The 15,503-nt window shown below is 46.6% G+C and carries 14 protein-coding genes and 1 rRNA gene; 6 read left to right on the top strand and 9 right to left on the bottom strand.

Annotated elements, in window-relative coordinates; translation table 11 throughout:
• From K7P76_RS23995 to gyrA, 3 genes are all read right to left on the bottom strand, one after another.
• Positions 1–77, bottom strand: a 16S ribosomal RNA gene (locus K7P76_RS23995); the annotation flags it as partial.
• A 403-nt stretch (positions 78–480) separates the two neighbouring features.
• Positions 481–1,560 carry an HD-GYP domain-containing protein gene (locus tag K7P76_RS23990; RefSeq protein WP_232187893.1) on the bottom strand — a complete coding sequence of 360 codons (1,080 nt, stop codon included), beginning with the start codon at positions 1,558–1,560 and terminating at the stop codon, positions 481–483.
• Positions 1,561–1,600: 40 nt separating this feature from the next.
• Entirely contained in the window at positions 1,601–4,072 is a 2,472-nt protein-coding gene (gene gyrA / locus K7P76_RS23985) for a DNA gyrase subunit A (protein ID WP_232187892.1), read from the bottom strand.
• A 131-nt stretch (positions 4,073–4,203) separates the two neighbouring features.
• On the opposite strand from gyrA, the gene K7P76_RS23980 reads away from it, so the two are divergent.
• Complete coding sequence (locus K7P76_RS23980; protein ID WP_232187891.1) at positions 4,204–4,977, top strand: YheC/YheD family protein; 774 nt, start codon at positions 4,204–4,206, stop codon at positions 4,975–4,977.
• 91 nt (positions 4,978–5,068) lie between these two features.
• Here the strand turns inward: K7P76_RS23980 and gyrB are convergent, their stop codons facing one another.
• The 6 genes from gyrB to dnaA form a co-directional block, all read right to left on the bottom strand.
• The gene (gyrB, locus tag K7P76_RS23975) at positions 5,069–6,985 is read right to left on the bottom strand and encodes a DNA topoisomerase (ATP-hydrolyzing) subunit B (protein WP_232187890.1); all 1,917 of its coding nucleotides are present in this window, start codon (positions 6,983–6,985) and stop codon (positions 5,069–5,071) included.
• 49 nt (positions 6,986–7,034) lie between these two features.
• On the bottom strand, positions 7,035–7,280 hold the full coding sequence (gene remB / locus K7P76_RS23970; protein WP_232187889.1) for an extracellular matrix regulator RemB: 246 nt from the start codon (positions 7,278–7,280) through the stop codon (positions 7,035–7,037).
• Positions 7,281–7,296: 16 nt separating this feature from the next.
• Positions 7,297–8,415, bottom strand: a complete 1,119-nt coding sequence (recF, locus tag K7P76_RS23965) for a DNA replication/repair protein RecF (RefSeq protein WP_232187888.1) — start codon at positions 8,413–8,415, stop codon at positions 7,297–7,299.
• A gap of 41 nt (positions 8,416–8,456) precedes the next feature.
• Entirely contained in the window at positions 8,457–8,672 is a 216-nt protein-coding gene (gene yaaA / locus K7P76_RS23960) for a S4 domain-containing protein YaaA (protein ID WP_232187887.1), read from the bottom strand.
• A 10-nt stretch (positions 8,673–8,682) separates the two neighbouring features.
• Positions 8,683–9,822, bottom strand: a complete 1,140-nt coding sequence (dnaN, locus tag K7P76_RS23955; protein ID WP_232187884.1) for a DNA polymerase III subunit beta — start codon at positions 9,820–9,822, stop codon at positions 8,683–8,685.
• Between the two features lie 147 nt (positions 9,823–9,969).
• Entirely contained in the window at positions 9,970–11,325 is a 1,356-nt protein-coding gene (gene dnaA, locus K7P76_RS23950) for a chromosomal replication initiator protein DnaA (RefSeq protein WP_232187883.1), read from the bottom strand.
• Between the two features lie 475 nt (positions 11,326–11,800).
• Here dnaA and rpmH point away from each other — a divergent pair, with 475 nt between their 5' ends.
• From rpmH to mnmE, 5 genes are all read left to right on the top strand, one after another.
• The gene (gene rpmH, locus K7P76_RS23945; protein ID WP_115995717.1) at positions 11,801–11,935 is read left to right on the top strand and encodes a 50S ribosomal protein L34; all 135 of its coding nucleotides are present in this window, start codon (positions 11,801–11,803) and stop codon (positions 11,933–11,935) included.
• 69 nt (positions 11,936–12,004) lie between these two features.
• Positions 12,005–12,427, top strand: coding sequence for a ribonuclease P protein component (gene rnpA / locus K7P76_RS23940; protein ID WP_232187881.1), 423 nt, complete (start codon positions 12,005–12,007; stop codon positions 12,425–12,427).
• Positions 12,428–12,619: 192 nt separating this feature from the next.
• On the top strand, positions 12,620–13,405 hold the full coding sequence (locus K7P76_RS23935; protein ID WP_373692473.1) for a YidC/Oxa1 family membrane protein insertase: 786 nt from the start codon (positions 12,620–12,622) through the stop codon (positions 13,403–13,405).
• Entirely contained in the window at positions 13,402–14,019 is a 618-nt protein-coding gene (gene jag, locus K7P76_RS23930; RefSeq protein ID WP_232187877.1) for an RNA-binding cell elongation regulator Jag/EloR, read from the top strand. The genes K7P76_RS23935 and jag overlap by 4 nt, the downstream gene beginning before the upstream one ends.
• Before the next feature lie 85 nt (positions 14,020–14,104).
• Complete coding sequence (gene mnmE, locus K7P76_RS23925; RefSeq protein WP_232187876.1) at positions 14,105–15,481, top strand: tRNA uridine-5-carboxymethylaminomethyl(34) synthesis GTPase MnmE; 1,377 nt, start codon at positions 14,105–14,107, stop codon at positions 15,479–15,481.
• Positions 15,482–15,503: the final 22 nt, after the last annotated feature.

Raw genomic sequence — 15,503 nt, 5'->3', positions numbered from 1 at the left:
AACAAGATTCGTTCGACTTGCATGTATTAGGCACGCCGCCAGCGTTCGTCCTGAGCCAGGATCAAACTCTCCATAATAGTTGAAGCCGAAGCTTCTTATTAAAGAGCCTTTGAGGCTCAATCTGTACAACTGGTTTGCCATCCGACAACCGAAGTCATCTTCAGATGTTTGTTCGTTTTCTTACGCTCAATGTTCAGTTTTCAAAGATCAATTTGTGTTGCTTTTTGTGCTTCGTTTTTCGTCATCCGCGTTAACGGCGACTCAAATAATATATCACGCTAGGCGAATGGATGCAAGTGTTTTTTTGAATTATTTAATAAACTGTTTATATTGCTGTTATTATATTGTAATCCTAAGAAGTAAAGATACCCGCCCGCTCTAAGGCTAAGCCTCCAATTTCAGAACAATATCAAATACACAAAAGACCGGAAAAGAGGCCCTATGCCTTTCTTCCGGTCTTCTATACGATGAGAAAATCTCTTATTTGGTTGCGAATACTTCGCAAATGAACAGCTGACGATTCTGCCCGAGATTCACAATCTGCCCGTTAATGGATACCATCGGACGCGTCGGATTGTTGCGATCGGAGAATACGATTTCCCCAATGCTTCCATTGTTCAATTTAACGAATACTCCATTATGAAATTGCGTCGTTCTCTCAATAAAGGTCTGAACATACAGAGGCTCCAGCTTGCCGAAAGAACCGGAGTGCAGCTCTTCTAATACAAGGTAAGGCGACTCCGCTTTACGGTAATTACGATTGGAGGTCATCGCATGATACATGTCGGCTATTGCGACAATCTTCGCATACGGATGGATTTTATCCCCTTTAACTTTCATTGGATACCCACTGCCGTCGATACGCTCATGATGTTGAAGCGCCGCAAGCCATACGCCTTGATTCATCGAAGTGCTGCCCTCGAGCAATCGGAATCCATATACGGTATGCTGTCTCATCTCTTGCAGCTCTTCGGCAGTTAGCTTGCCCGTCTTGCGAAGAATCGCTTCATCCACTTTCACATTGCCGATATCGTGAAGCAATCCCGCCATCGAGATTGGGAGCCAATCTTTCTCAGGGAACTTGTTCCACTTGGCCAATTGATAAGAGGTCATTGCACAAAGTACGCTATTGCGAACTAAGACGTCTATTGCTACCGCGGAAGGCGGTGCATAGAACGTAAGCACGTTGTAATCGTCCATATGTTCGAGCAGCGCATTCAATCCATTACGCAAATCGAGCACAGGCAACTTTAAGCCGGAGGTAACCATAGACATAATACGTTTAAGAAGTTTCTCCAAGTTAAGAAACTCTTGCTGCAATGAGCTTAGCTTAACTTCCGCTGCAGCCGCTGCCGTCTCATCAGCGGCTGCATCCGGATCTATCTCTTCCATTCCGGCACGTCTGATGTCCACGCTAGGAATCAAAAAAGCCTGTAATATTTCCGCGTCCCGTTCAGAAAGCGTTCGACCTTGTTGCAGCAGCACGCTTCCGAGAGCGGTCTGAACGTCGCTGCCTAATCGATCGCCAGCTTGTATTTGTGAGGTCGGAATAATCGGCATACTGCAATCCTCCCTTGGAGCGGTCCAGGAAAACTTAAGATTAAACTTCTTCCTGTTCGCCTTCTTCTTCAGACTCCGTATCCGCATCTTCGCTGCGCGGCGCGCGAGCAACCGTCGCCACTGAATCATCGTCGCGAATATTTATCAACTTAACGCCTTGAGTAATCCGTCCCATTGTATTGATACCGGACATGCTGGTGCGAATCAAGGTTCCGGACGAAGTCATGATCATCAAGTCTTCATCATCATGAACAACTTTTAATCCCACGATGACTCCGTTTTTCTCCGTCACGTTCAAGGTTTTAATTCCTTTACCGCCGCGGGTTTGAATACGGTATTCCGTCATAGGGGTACGTTTGCCGTAGCCCTTGGCTGTTACGATCAGAACTTCTTGATCTGCCGCTACGACGTCCATATCGATAACCGCATCTTCTTTATCCAGTTGGATCCCCTTAACACCGGTCGCGGAACGGCCCATTGCCCTGACATCCTGCTCCGAGAAACGGATAGACATTCCTTGGCTTGTGCCCATGATGATCTCGCGTTCACCGTCTGTTAACTTCACGCCAATCAAGTCATCATCTTCCCGAAGAGAGATCGCGATCAGCCCGACTCTGCGGATGTTGGCATAATCATCAAGCGGCGTCTTCTTAACGATTCCGTTGCGGGTCGCAAAGAACAAGAATTGATTAGGCGCGAATTCCTCTACCGGAATGACCGCATTAATCGTCTCACCCTGATCGATCTGAATGAGGTTAATGATAGGTGTCCCCCGTGCCGTACGGCTCAGATCCGGAATCTCATAGGCTTTTAACCGGAATACCCGGCCTTTGTTCGTGAAGAACAAGAGGTAGTGATGGGTATTGGAAACGAATAGATTTTCTATGAAATCTTCGTCCTTCGTTCCCATCCCCATAACGCCTCTTCCGCCCCTCTTCTGGCTGCGATATGTGGATACGGGCAGGCGTTTAATATAACCGGTGTGAGTCATGGTGACGACAACATCATCGCGTGGGATAAGATCCTCATCCAGAATTTCGTCGTCGCTGACCGTAATCTCGGTCCGCCGATCGTCGCCGAATTTAAGTTTGATTTCTTCTAATTCCGAATGAATGATCTCATTCACCAGGTTCTCGTCCCCAAGGATCGCTTTGTATTCAGCAATCTTCACTTGCAACTCATTGTATTCTTGTTCGATTCTCTCACGCTCCAACCCCGTAAGGCGTTGAAGACGCATATCCAGAATCGCTTGCGCTTGATCATGTGAAAGACCGAATCGAGTGATCAAGCCTTCGCGAGCTTCTTCTGCGGTTTGCGAAGAACGAATAAGCGCAATAACCTCGTCCAGGTGATCCAAGGCGATGCGCAATCCTTCGAGAATATGCGCGCGCGCTTCCGCTTTCTTCAAATCGTATTCCGTACGACGACGAATAACCTCAACCTGATGCTTAATGTAGTGGTAAAGAACATCTTTCAGGTTAAGCGTTTTTGGCTCGTTGTTAACGATCGCAAGCATATTAATTCCGAATGTGCTCTGCATGGAAGTTTGTTTATATAAGTTGTTTAGCACAACGGTAGGCGTAACATCACGGCGCAATTCGATCACGATTCTCATACCGTTACGATCTGATTCGTCCCGTAAATCGGTAATTCCGTCGATTTTCTTCTCGCGTACCAATTCGGCTATTTTCTCGACCAGTCTAGCTTTATTAACCTGGTACGGAATTTCATGAACAAGAATACGCGCTTTGCCGTTTGTTTCCTCAATCGTAGCTCGCGCACGCATCGTAACGGATCCACGGCCAGTAGCATAAGCCTGACGAATGCCAACCCGGCCAAGAATAAGTCCAGACGTTGGGAAATCGGGCCCTTTGATATACTCCATCAAGTCGTAAGGCGTCAATTCCGGATCTCTTAAAAGCGCCTGCGTGCCTTCGATAACTTCCCTCAGATTGTGGGGAGGAATATTCGTAGCCATACCAACCGCGATACCGGTATTGCCGTTAACGAGCAAATTCGGATATCTTGCGGGCAATACGACGGGTTCAATTTCTTCGCCATCATAGTTAGGCCTGTAATCGATCGTTTCTTTGTTGATGTCTCTCAACATCTCCATTGCGATCTTAGACAGTTTAGCTTCCGTGTAACGCATAGCTGCCGCAAAATCACCGTCTACGGAACCGAAGTTTCCGTGACCATCAACTAACATGTAGCGGAGCGAGAAATCTTGCGCCATCCGGACCATTGCTTCATAAATCGGAGCGTCACCGTGCGGATGGTACTTACCAATAACTTCGCCGACGATTCTCGCCGACTTTTTGTAGGGCTTGTCCGGGGACATTCCGAGCTCAGACATCGCATAAAGAATACGTCTATGAACCGGCTTCAAGCCATCACGAACATCCGGCAAAGCCCGGCTCACGATAATGCTCATTGCGTAATCCATGAACGATTCCCGCATCTCGACCCCGATATCGCGGTCGCGGACTTGGAAGCGTTGTTCTTCCGACATGAAGATCCTCCTCATAACATGCAATCAGCGCTTTACGATTACTCACCGTATAGCGATTTCAGTCATAGATTAGAAAATATACAATAATTCATTATATCATAATGCTGAAGGGAAAGGTTGGATGAACCCGCATGGCGATTCAACGCGTCCGGAGTAAACGGGCTAAAACCGACGTTCTTCTCGCCGACCCCTCCCTAAGAGAATTCATTCCTTCTACCCGCAGCTTCCAACGCACAACCGTTGAACAAATGCTTGATCATTACGAAATGATCTACGTTAAACCGGTAAATGGTACATTCGGCAACGGTGTCATCCGTCTGGAGAAGAAAGCCGGAGCCGCAGAGCCCTATTTCTTTCAATCAGGCCAGCGTAAATACTCTTTCTCTACCTTTGACGATATGTACCGTAAATTACTTCGTGTCAAGAAACGCAAAGCTTACTTATCGCAGCAAGGCATTCATCTTCTCAAGTATTCCGGCAGAAGATTCGACCTTAGGGTGATGGTCCAGAAAAATCCTCATTCCCAATGGGAAACAACCGGAATGATCGGCCGCGTAGCCCATCCGCGCAAAATCGTCACGAATTACCATGCTGGGGGTACTCCCATGCCTGTAACTAAATTGCTTAAAGGGTCGATGACCACAGAACAAGTCAAGCATTATAAAACCCGTCTTCGCAAGTTAGGCGTCGATATCGCTAGCGCCTTGGAGAAGAAGTTTACTCGCATTAAGGAAATCGGAGTAGACATTGCGGTTGATCATAACTTGAAGCCTTGGGTACTCGAGGTCAATACGCTGCCTGACCCGTTTCTATTCAAGAAGTTGCCGAGTCGGGCAGTGTTCCGAAAAATGTATGCCTACGCGGTAGCATACGGTCGATTCAAGGCCCGCAAAAAGAAAGTTTAATCCGCAGGGGGCATCTCCAATAGAGATACCCCCTGATTTCACCCGTTCCAAATCAACCCCATATCGCAAACCAACTCGTCGTTGTCATCACTTAAACGTCTAAATTTTTAACGTATTTCGCATACTGTTGAATAAATTCCCGACGGGGCTCTACGTTGTCGCCCATCAAGGTATCGAACATTAAATCCGCTTTAATCGCGTCTTCAATTCTAACTTGCAGCATCGTCCGGCTATCCGGATCCATCGTCGTTTCCCACAGCTGGGTGCCGTTCATTTCTCCCAAGCCTTTGTAACGTTGGATATTCAACTTAGCGCCTTCTCCGAACTCGGCGATGATTTGATCGCGCTCTTTTTCGCTCATCGCGTAACGTACCGTTTTGTTGCGTTCAATCTTGAACAACGGCGGCTGAGCGATATAGATATATCCTTCTTCGATCAGTTTGCGCATGTAACGATAGAAGAACGTAAGAATTAGAGTACGGATATGCGCTCCATCGACGTCGGCATCGGTCATGATAATGATTTTGTGGTATCTTGCCTTGGCGATATCGAAGTCATCGCTGATCCCGGTGCCTAGCGCCGTAATCATCGCCCGAATCTCCAAGTTAGACAAAATCTTATCCAGACGCGCCTTCTCAACGTTAAGAATTTTACCGCGCAGCGGCAATATCGCTTGGAAGTGTCGATCGCGGCCCAACTTCGCCGAACCTCCGGCTGAGTCGCCTTCTACGATGTAAATCTCGCTGATAGAGGCATCCTTGGAAGAGCAATCAGCCAGTTTACCCGGCAGGGAACTTACTTCCAAAGCGCTCTTGCGACGAGTCAGCTCACGAGCCTTGCGAGCGGCTTCCCTTGCTCTTGCGGCTTGAAGGGATTTCTCCATAACCTTTCGCGAAACGGCGGGATTCTCATCGAGAAACTGTAGTAATTTCTCGCTGAATAAAGACTCGACCAAACCACGGACTTCGCTGTTTCCGAGCTTCGTCTTCGTCTGTCCTTCGAACTGCGGTTCCGGGATTTTAACGGAAATAATCGCCGTCAAACCTTCCCTTACGTCATCCCCGGTTAAGTTGGATTCGTTTTCTTTCACGAAACCCATCTTACGGGAATAATCGTTAATGATTCTAGTTAAAGCGCTCTTAAAGCCGGACTCGTGCGTTCCGCCTTCATGCGTATTGATATTATTCGCGAACGAATAGATATTTTCCGTGTAACCGTCGTTATATTGCAACGCGACTTCAACGTGGATATGATCCTTCATTCCTTCGACGTATATTGGCTGCTCATGCAAAGGATCGCGGGTGCGATTCAAATATTGCACGAACTCCACGATTCCGCCGTCATATCGGAACGTATCGCTCATTCCCGTTCTTTCGTCGCTGATGTTGATCTCGATGCCTTTATTCAGAAACGCAAGCTCGCGAATACGGCCAACAAGGGTATCATAATCAAAAACAGTCGTTTCCGTGAAAATTTCCGGGTCCGGCTTGAACCTAGTTTGGGTACCCGTTTCTTCGGTTTCCCCGATAATCTTCAAGTCGTATTGCGGCGCGCCCCGACGATATTCTTGCTGATAGATTTGCCCGCCGCGTTTTACGGTAACAATAACCTGCTCAGACAGTGCATTCACGACGGATACGCCGACACCATGCAGTCCGCCGGATACTTTATATCCTTCTCCGCCGAATTTACCGCCCGCGTGCAAGACGGTCATAACGACTTCAAGCGTCGATTTTTTCAACTTCACGTTCTCGCCTACCGGAATTCCTCGGCCGTTATCAATAACGGTAATGCTATTGTCTTCTTGAATAATAACGTCGATCCTTGTACAAAAGCCGGCCAACGCTTCGTCAATGCTGTTATCGACGACTTCCCACACAAGATGGTGCAAGCCTTTGCCGCTGGTCGAACCGATGTACATACCGGGACGTTTGCGTACCGCTTCCAAACCTTCAAGTACTTGGATCTGACTTTCATCGTAAGTGTTATGCTGTGAATTAACGGACAAACCTTCCACCGCCTTCTATACGTACCCACTCTTGAATAACGATTTATAACTATCCATCCAAATAATGCGCCCTTTTCTTTAGCGTGGACGTGGATATAGGAGAGTAATAAACTTTATGTTCCGTTACGACAATCGACTTCGGATCTTCTTCGCCGATTGTTTCTACTTCCTTGTTCTTCTGCGCATGAACGACGAATTGCCTGGAAAGCTTAGAAGATTGCTCAATGGAAATATCGAAAATAGCCACGAGCTGCGACGTTCGAATGATTTTTTCCCCGCCTAGATGAATGTACACGGAGTTCCTCCTTACATTAACGCAGCACTTGGCCGTTTCTCACATGAAAAATAGAAGCATCCTTTAACCGGCTCATGTTGACGCTCTCTAAACCCGTTGTCGTAATAAAAGTCTGCACCCGGCTCTGGAAAGTCTCAATTAGCTGGGTTTGCCGAGTCTGGTCGAGCTCCGAGAGAACATCATCGAGCAGAAGTAACGGGTATTCCCCGATCTCTTCGTGCATAAGCTCCAACTCGGCGAGCTTTAACGACAATGCGGCGGTTCTCTGCTGACCTTGCGATCCGAAGGACTGAACGTCTTTACCGTTGATGGCAAAAACCAAATCGTCCCGATGAGGTCCGGTTAAAGTCATTCCCCGCCTGAATTCCTGTTCTTTGCCTTGTGATAACTTTAACATAAATTGTTCGAATAAAGAAGAATGTTCTTGGTTATCCATCCCAGATGAACTGCCGAAAGAAGGTTTGTACTCCACGGTAAGGAGCTCGTTCCCTCCCGTTATGCCGGCATGTATTTTCTCTGCCCACTTTTGCAGGTGTACAATAAAGTTTTTCCTTTTTTGCATCATTTTAACACCGGACGTCGCAAGTTGTTCATTCCATACGTCCAACATTTCCGGTGAAGCTCTATTCATGTCCGTTGACTTTAAGTAATTGTTCCTCTGCTGCAGTATTTTCTGATATTGCTGCATGTCGTACAAATAACCGGGGTGCACCTGGCCGATTTCCATGTCCATGAATCGGCGGCGCACTCCCGGTGCTCCTTTGACGATGTCCAGATCTTCCGGCGCGAACAACACGACATTCAGCGTTCCGACGAAGCTGCTTAGCTTCCTCTGTTCCAGTCCGTTTATTTTGGCCTTCTTACCTTGAGCGGACAATTGCAATTCCAGGCTTACTTCGCCGTATTTTCGTTGTATTTGCCCGCGGATCAATGCGGCTTGCTGATTCCATCCAATCAGTTCCTTATCCTTGGATGTACGGTGTGATTTCGTTAAAGACAAGACGTGAATGGCTTCGATTAAGTTTGTTTTCCCTTGGGCATTAGGCCCGATAAAAATATTAACGCCGCCTTCGGTCGATAGCTTTAATGAATCATAGTTGCGGTATCCTTGAAGCTCCAAGGTATTTAACTGCATAGGATATTCCCTTTCCGACCGACTCTCTAAAGTCGTCAGGATTATCGGGTGACGATAATAAACGAACCGTTTCCTTCAACCTCGATTTGATCTCCGACCCTCAGCTTGCGCCCTCTGCGATTTTCCGCTTCCCCGTTGACTTGGACGCCTTGCTCCTGCAGAAAATGTTTCACTTCTCCGCCCGTGCCGATGCAGTCCGCAAGCTTGAGAAACTGTCCTAAAGTAATATACTCCGTCGTTATTCCTATGTTCTTCATCTTGCTCGCCTCAATTCGTCGTTCTGTAAGGGAGAATGAGATGCAGGCTGTTCTCGTGATCGCTCGGTCTAATAATAATCGGGCTCATCGCGCCGTTAAAGCCGATAAACAGTTCCTCGCTATCTATAACCTTCAATACGTCAAGCATATATTTGGAGTTGAATGCGATCTTCAGCGGGTCTCCGCTCATACTCGTTACGCTTAATTGTTCCGTTACTTTACCTAATTCAGAAGAACTGGAGGAGATTTCAATCCCTCCGGTTTCCGTTGTAACTAAGCGCACGATATTCGTTTTCTCTTCCCTGGAGAGCAAATAAGCGCGATCAATCGAATCGCTTAACGCTTTTGTATTCAATACGAGTTCTGTTTTGAAGCTTTGCGGAATAATCTTGGAAGTATCGGGATAGGTCCCGTCCAACATTCTGGAGTAGAACAATACATTTCCGAGTTTGAAAAGAACTTGATTTTCCGCGACGACAATATCGACCATGACGTTCTGATCCGGTACGATTTTCGCCAATTCATTCAAAGTTTTACCGGATATGACAATATTGGAAAATCGTACATCGTAGAGTTCGACAGTTGCCGTGCGGCTTGCCAGTCGATGTCGATCCGTAGCCACGAATTTGTAGATGCCTTCTTGTAAGTTCCATAGAACGCCCGTCAAAATCGGCGTCGATTCGTTGGTCGTAACCGCGAATACCGTTTGTCTGATCATATCCCTAAGGAGATCGCCTGGAATCGAAACCACTTGATCCTCTTGAACGCTCGGTAAAACCGGGAATTCCTCAGGGTCTAGTCCGACCAGTTGAATTTCGGTTGCTCCAGACGTAATTAAAGTCTGAAATCGATCTCCAACTTCAATATGAACCTCTTCATGAGGAAGTTTCTTAATGATTTCTACAAAAAATTTAGCCGTTAGAACAACGCTTCCCGTTCTTTCGACCGTTCCGATTGTTTTATTGGGCGTTTCGAGCGGGATGAAGCTTTGAATGGAGATATCGGTGTCGCTTGCGGTTAATGTAACCCCAGTTGGACTAGCATCCAATTTAATCCCACTTAAAATTGGGATTGTTGTCCTTGATGCAACGGCTTTGGATACATGTTGAATAGCGTCATTTAACTCGTTGCGCAATATCGTCAATTTCATGAGTTCACCTCGTCGATTTTGTATATTGTATCATGTTTAAATCTTAAAGTCGTAGTAGGGGCCCTGAATATGTGGATAACCGCGAAAAAGCTCGAAAATAGCGCCTATCCACATGTGGATGCTTTGTGCATAGGCGCTGGTGTTTTTTTAGGTTAAATTTTTGATTTTTTCCGTCAGGCTGTTGATAATTTTGTACAAGTCCTGGTCCACCTTTAATAACTGCGAAATCTTCTCATGAGCGTGGATGACGGTCGTATGGTCCCTGCCGCCGAAAGCATCGCCGATCTTGGGAAGAGAATAATCCGTTAACTCGCGGGATAAATACATCGCGATCTGTCTCGGAAAAGCGACGGCTTTCGTTCGCTTACGCGCTTTGAAATCCTCAAGCTTCAACCCGTAATATTCTCCAACCCGCTGCTGAATGTCCTGCATCGTAATCAAACGATTTCGTCCTGTCGGCAATATATCCTTAAGCGCTTCCGCTGCCAGATGCGCGGTAATATCCTGGTTGGTGAGGGAGGAGTAGGCAACGATCCGGATAAGGGCGCCTTCCAGCTCCCGAATGTTGGAATCGATCATGTTGGCGATATACATCATCGCTTCATTAGGGATATCGAGGTTTTCCGCTTTGGCTTTTTTCCGCAGAATGGCGATCCTTGTCTCTAAGTCCGGCGGCTGGATATCCGTAATCAACCCCCATTCGAAACGAGAGCGAAGACGCTCTTCGAGCGTTGGAATTTCTTTGGGCGGACGGTCGCTTGAGATGACGATCTGCTTATGTTCTTCATGCAGCGCGTTAAAAGTATGGAAAAACTCCTCTTGCGTTCCTTCTTTACCGGCGAGGAATTGAATATCGTCAATGAGGAGCACGTCGATGTTGCGATATTTGTTGCGAAAGCTTTCGCCACGGTTATCGCGGATCGCGTTAATAAACTCATTGGTGAATTTCTCGGAAGAAAGATAAAGAACCTTCATATGAGGGTTATGTTCCAAAATATAATGTCCGATCGCATGCATGAGATGCGTTTTACCTAGTCCGACTCCACCGTACATAAAGAAAGGATTGTAAGATTTAGCAGGAAGTTCCGCTACCGCTAACGATGCCGCATGCGCAAAACGGTTAGCAGCCCCAATGACGAAAGTATCGAACGTATATTTCGGATTCAGCATGTGCATCATAGGTTCTTCGGACGACGCTGGCTGACGGTTCGACGGTATTTGCGGATAAGGTTCTACGGGTTCTGCCGGGCGAATTTCTTCAATAGAAAATTTAACGTCTACGATTCTGCCAATATAATCCGAAAGCGTTGAAGAAACGAGTTTCGTATATCGCGTTTCCAGCCATTCGACCGCGAATGTTGTAGGCGCTGTTACGACAACGACATTGTCGCTTAAGAAGGAAGCTTTTGTCGCTTTGAACCAAGTATCAAAGCTGGGCTTGCTAAGCTTCGTTTGGATGACCGACAACACTTGTTGCCAGACTTCGTTGTTGCGGTTGTCCACGAGATTTTCTCTCCTTTAACCCGTCGCAAAGACAAAAAATAAGCGGAAAACGAAAAGTCGAATAAGTGCTCCGACCAGTTATCCACATAATTCCCTGAATTATTTGTAGGGATATTCAGTAAAAAGGGGTTTGTTCACAAAGTTATACACAGATTGTTAATAAACTGAGGAGTAAAAACAGAAATCCACTGGCAAAGTCTTGACTAATCATAGCAGACAAACCCTCTAAATTCAACGAATTTCACGGTGTTATCCACAATTTCAATAACTTGTGGATGAAAACTGTGCACAGTACTACATATTGTTGATAAGATGTGCGAACCTTCGACAAAGTTCAACTTTATACGGATTTCTGCATAAATTTTATTCACATGTGCATAAGTAAAATAACGGGAAAACACTGCTTTTATTGACTTTTTTCCTGTGTCGTGTTTTAATATATAAACGTGAGTTTTTAAGTAAGGGGGTTGGAATCATGGGTCCTACATTTAAGCCGAATGTAAGCAAACGCAAGAAGGTTCACGGTTTCCGTAGCCGCATGAGCTCGAAGAACGGTCGTAAAGTTCTCTCTGCTCGTCGCCATAAAGGTCGTAAAGTTTTGACAGCATAGTTTGCGAAAGACCACTTCGGGTGGTCTTTTTTTCATTAGAATATTTCCGGATAGATGGAGCGGTGTAGGATGCATAGGAAGCTGCGCCTTCGGAAAAGAGAAGATTTTAACGTTGTCTACCGATACGGTCGTTCGTTTGCCAACTCGCAATTTGTGGTTTATTGGCGCAGGCGCTCGCAGAGGGGATCTTTTCGCATGGGCGTTTCCGCCAGCAGCAAGCTGGGAGGAGCCGTCGTAAGAAACCGATTGAGACGAATGGTGAAAGAAATTATCCGATTGAATGCGGCTAAGCTTATAGAAGATACCGATTTAATCCTGATCGTGCGCAAACCGGCGCTTTCTCTTCCTTATAAAGAGATGGAAGGCAGCATTCTTCATGTTCTCCGGAAATCAGGGCTTATTAAAGGATCCAGTCCGAATATCGGGGGAACACCGCATTCGTCTTCCCGTGGAAATCGTCCGAATAACCGTAATGGAAAACAGGGCAAGTAAGCGTGTTCTAACCGGATAAGCCTTTGCTTTTCTTTGCCTTTCTTCTTATGGTATAGTGGACTTGTATGAGTGTGCGTATGTACAGGTTTTTTTCCGTTACACAATATTTCGGCATGCCGGGTTTTTAGAGGGGAGTTTTCAGTTTTGTTGCGAAATCGCAAATGGTGGATTGTTATCGGCGGGTTGACGCTGATGACGTTATTAACGGGCTGTACTGCAGCTACTACGGCAATAACGACAGGTGAAATGTCGGAAAGCCATTCTTGGTGGACTAGGAACGTCGTTTATTGGTTCTCGCTAATGTTAGATAAGTTTGCGGATTGGTTCGGCGGCGAATACGGTTTATCCATTCTATTGCTTACCATTATTGTAAGAACGATAATTCTTCCTCTAATGATTAAACAATACAAGAATACGAAAGCCATGCAAGCCCTTCAACCGGAAATGAAGAAGGTTCGCGAGAAATTCAAGGATGACCCTAAGAAACAGCAAGAAGAAATGATGAAGCTGTACCAGACGAACCAAGTTAATCCCTTGGCCGGGTGTTTGCCCCTGATCGTTCAAATGCCGATTTTTATTGCTTTATATAGTTCGATCAATAAGAACATTGCCATTCGTGAGCATACCTTCATTGGATTGAAACTGGGGGTTTCCCCGAGCGAAGCAGGGCACTGGTACTACTATCTGATCCCAATCGTTGCTGCAATGACGACTTTCATCCAGTCGAGGATGATGGCTTCGCAACAACCGATGGTCGGACCGATGAAGGGGCTTATGTACATTTTCCCGGTCATGATCTTCGTAATGGCGATCAATTTCCCTATCGCTTTGCCGCTGTACTGGATTTACAGTAATATCTACACGATTACGCAAAATTATTTCATGTATGCGCGTTCCCCTAAACCAACTGGCGATGAACCAAAACCAAATCAAAAGCAAAAGCCAAGAGGTAAAGGCAAGGAGGCCCGTGCCAAATGAAAAAGCTCCTGGCATCAGGAAAAACGGTAGAAGATGCGGTTCGTAACGGTTTAGCCCAATGGGGCGTGCAAGCAGACCGAGTGAACATCACGGTATTGGAACAAGCCAGTAAAGGTCTGTTCGGACTCATCGGAGTCAGAGAAGCAAAAGTAGAGTTGGAATTGCTGCCGGATGGCGTTGAAGAAGCCATTCAGTTTCTAGGCGAGGTTGCGGCAGCGATGGAACTAACCGTTTCTGTTGAACGGGTAGATGAGAATGATGCAGTGCGGATTAACATTACGGGTTCCGACTTGGGCATTCTGATCGGTCGACGTGGACAGACTTTGGATTCTCTTCAATACCTGGTGAACATCGTGGCTAACCGCCACTCGAATCACCATCTTCGTATCGTGCTTGATGCCGAGCAATTTCGTGAACGCCGTCGTCAGACTTTGGAGGCACTCTCCGAGAGAATGGCGATGCGGGTCATTCGCACGCGTAAAGAAATCGTGCTTGAACCTATGACTTCGCAGGAAAGAAAGATCATTCACGCACGGCTGCAAGCTAACCCGAGCGTGAAGACCTTCAGTCAAGGGGACGAACCTAACAGACGTATTGTAATTGCTTTAAGATAAATGAATGAGACCGCGCAATGGCTTCCGCAACGTTGGGGGTCATTGCCTTTTTTGTACGATACAAGAATTAAAAAGAGGGATAGGAATGGGTGAAGATACGATTGCCGCGATCGCTACGGCTTTAGGAGAAGGCAGTATTGCTGTCGTTCGGGTGAGCGGGCCGGATGCGATCAACACGGTCGCAAAGGTGTTCAAATCCAAGCAAAATCTGCGAGAAGTTCCCACTCATACGGTTCAGTATGGATGGATTGTCGATCCGCATAATGATAATGTGCTGGATGAAGTACTCGTTACGGTCATGAAGGGCCCTCGCTCATTTACGGCGGAGGATGTTGTAGAGATTAGCACGCATGGCGGCATTGTCGCGGTTAAATCGGTTTTGGAGTTAGTTTTGCGCCATGGCGCCCGGCTCGCGGAACCCGGGGAATTTACGAAGCGCGCTTTCCTGAACGGTCGAATTGATCTGGCGCAGGCTGAAGCGGTTATTGACTTGATTCGATCGAAGTCCGACCGTGCTTTCCAGGTGGCGAGAAAGCAGGCCGAGGGAGCTTTATCTAAGCAAATCGTTCCAATGCGTCAGCAATTAATTGAATTACTCGCACATGTTGAGGTTAATATTGATTATCCGGAGCATGATGTAGATGACGTGTCTTCCGGTCTTATTCGCGACAACTGCAGCTCGGTATTGAAACAAGTACAGGAGCTTTTAATAAAATCCAACGAAGGCAAAATACTAAGAGAAGGTATTGTGACAGCCATCGCAGGCCGTCCGAATGCAGGCAAATCCTCTTTGCTTAACGCACTAGCTCGCGAGAATAAAGCGATTGTAACGGACATTCCGGGAACGACCCGCGATATTGTAGAAGAAACGATCTCCTTGTCCGGTATCCCACTGAGACTCTTGGATACAGCAGGTATTCGGGAAACCAGTGACCGGGTGGAACAGATTGGCGTAGAAAGATCCCATGGTGCCCTTAACGATGCGGATTTGATCTTACTCGTATTAAACCATCATGAGCCTTTACACGATGATGAAAGAAAGCTTCTGAAACAGCTGAAGGATCGTTCGACCCTTATTGTCGTGAATAAAATTGACTTGCCAGGACAACTGGTTATCGAAGAAGTCGAGCAGGATTACGCCAAAGAACGTATTGTGTATTTGTCAGCCAAAGAGGGAAGCGGCATCGAGCAGTTGGAGAAGGCGGTTTCCGGGATGTTTTTCAGCGGTGCGGTAGAGTCGGGGGATATTACTTATGTAAGTAATGCACGGCACATTGCATTATTGCATCAGACGAAGCAATCTTTAGAAGATGCCATAAGGGCTTCGTATGAAAGCGTGCCGATCGATTTAATCCAGATCGATATTGCCGCCTCGTGGGAATCGTTAGGCCATATACTCGGTGATGCGGCAGGAGACTCCTTACTCGATCAAATATTTTCACAATTCTGTCTTGGAAAATAATAAACTCATTAGAAAGCAAGGA

The organism is Cohnella silvisoli (assembly GCF_021190915.1).
GTDB lineage: Bacteria > Bacillota > Bacilli > Paenibacillales > Paenibacillaceae > Cohnella > Cohnella silvisoli.
The sequence above is the reverse complement of the archived record's forward strand: the minus strand, read 5'-3'. Positions and strand labels throughout refer to the sequence as shown.

Bases quoted from the DNA above. Each gene is read 5' to 3' on its own strand.
- K7P76_RS23990 (WP_232187893.1), bottom strand. From the start codon at position 1,560: ATGCCGATTATTCCGACCTCACAAATACAAGCTGGCGATCGATTAGGC.
- gyrA (WP_232187892.1), bottom strand. From the start codon at position 4,072: ATGTCGGAAGAACAACGCTTCCAAGTCCGCGACCGCGATATCGGGGTC.
- K7P76_RS23980 (WP_232187891.1), top strand. From the start codon at position 4,204: ATGGCGATTCAACGCGTCCGGAGTAAACGGGCTAAAACCGACGTTCTT.
- recF (WP_232187888.1), bottom strand. From the start codon at position 8,415: ATGCAGTTAAATACCTTGGAGCTTCAAGGATACCGCAACTATGATTCA.
- yaaA (WP_232187887.1), bottom strand. From the start codon at position 8,672: ATGAAGAACATAGGAATAACGACGGAGTATATTACTTTAGGACAGTTT.
- dnaN (WP_232187884.1), bottom strand. From the start codon at position 9,822: ATGAAATTGACGATATTGCGCAACGAGTTAAATGACGCTATTCAACAT.
- rpmH (WP_115995717.1), top strand. From the start codon at position 11,801: ATGGGTCCTACATTTAAGCCGAATGTAAGCAAACGCAAGAAGGTTCAC.
- rnpA (WP_232187881.1), top strand. From the start codon at position 12,005: ATGCATAGGAAGCTGCGCCTTCGGAAAAGAGAAGATTTTAACGTTGTC.
- K7P76_RS23935 (WP_373692473.1), top strand. From the start codon at position 12,620: ATGACGTTATTAACGGGCTGTACTGCAGCTACTACGGCAATAACGACA.
- jag (WP_232187877.1), top strand. From the start codon at position 13,402: ATGAAAAAGCTCCTGGCATCAGGAAAAACGGTAGAAGATGCGGTTCGT.
- mnmE (WP_232187876.1), top strand. From the start codon at position 14,105: ATGGGTGAAGATACGATTGCCGCGATCGCTACGGCTTTAGGAGAAGGC.